Raw genomic sequence first — 1,329 nt, 5'->3', positions numbered from 1 at the left:
CATGCGTAAAAAATTGAAAAATAAATACTAAATTTAACCACAAATGAATCGATTTTGAGCGCTTACTTAGCTATGCTCACTTTCATCCGCTGCAAGTGGTTCACTTTGCCCGCCCTATCCAATCAGAAGTGAAAAAATTGGAATTACTCGATAATTGTCCTGATTCTTGTCTCCAATAACTATCTAAATTTCCTGAATTTGTCTGATTGTGATGAGAATTGATGAAATTCTCTATTCTGGTCTTTAAGTTAACGAAATGTCTTTTGGACTGCTCAAATTCGTTTGGTAAAGAACCATATTCCTCCCATCCATTTATTTGTTGCAAAAGCCATTTATGTATTGAACTGAATCCTTCCAATTCAATCGAAAAGTTTATGTGGGGATAACTGATATTCGCAGTAGCTGAATTGAACCAATCAGGTAATTCAGTTTCCGCAATTTTCTTTCTTAATTCAGTTGTTGTCATTTTTCAGCTTGTGGCTAACGTTGATGTGTATGGAAAGTTGCGTGTTTGTGGGCGAGGATTTTCCGAAGGAAAATCGGAAGCCAGCAAACAAGCAACCAACTTTGTGTTAACTAAAACTAGCAATTTTTTATACACGGTGTTGGCAAACGTTTTTTTAATACAATGTACTAGTTTGTTCAAAATCACTGCATATACAAGGAGAACTCATGCAAGCTCCACAATAATCGCTATCTACTTGATACTCATTAAAATCAGAATTCATATTGATTTCTTTCGTCTTCCTTTCATTTTTGGATATTGCATACATTGAACCTGGATAATCTAAATTGTTATCTAAAGAAGAAAAAATGTTTTTTAGAGTGTCCAAAAGTAATGTATGATGCTCAACTAGCCTTACAATCTTTTCTTGGTCAGTTGGAGTATAAAATTCGAAACCATCTTTTAATTTAACTTTTTTTAATTTTTTATTATTACTCAGTTGTTCAGGATTTTCTTTTTTATGAATATAATTTGGGTTTAGAAGTTTCTCAATATATTCAATTTCTAAATCGATTTTTAAGTCATATTCACCTTTATTTTCGACGCCGATAGATTTAGCTAATTTCATTAAATTATCCTTAAGTACAGTTATTTCTGATTTTAGTTCTTGAAACATCAAGTTAGCCTCACTTAATTCTTTTCTATTAGCGAAAGGCTTAGTTCCTAAATAAATTTTATTAATTATTTCAATGTTTGTCATATTGTAAGCTTCCCCAAAATTCGATCCATTCAAAAATAGAATTTTATTCATTTAATCGGTATTGAATTGGTGTTTTATTTTTAAGTGATTTGTGTGGTCTATTATAATTGTAATCGTGTATCCA

The 1,329-nt window shown here is 31.2% G+C and carries 3 protein-coding genes; all 3 read right to left on the bottom strand.

Going from position 1 to position 1,329, the window contains the following annotated elements; genetic code table 11:
* Window positions 1–100: 100 nt before the first annotated feature.
* Entirely contained in the window at window positions 101–466 is a 366-nt protein-coding gene (locus GQO80_RS15695) for a hypothetical protein (protein ID WP_157209304.1), read from the bottom strand.
* A gap of 154 nt (window positions 467–620) precedes the next feature.
* Complete coding sequence (locus tag GQO80_RS15690; protein ID WP_157209303.1) at window positions 621–1,256, bottom strand: hypothetical protein; 636 nt, start codon at window positions 1,254–1,256, stop codon at window positions 621–623.
* The coding region (locus GQO80_RS16045; protein ID WP_157208113.1) for an integrase core domain-containing protein at window positions 1,249–1,329 on the bottom strand (81 nt) is incomplete at its 5' end. The genes GQO80_RS15690 and GQO80_RS16045, both read right to left, overlap by 8 nt.

Origin of the sequence: Mariniflexile maritimum, assembly GCF_009746565.1 — a bacterium.
GTDB classification, from domain to species: domain Bacteria; phylum Bacteroidota; class Bacteroidia; order Flavobacteriales; family Flavobacteriaceae; genus Mariniflexile; species Mariniflexile maritimum.
This window is presented reverse-complemented; position numbering and strand designations above follow the sequence as displayed.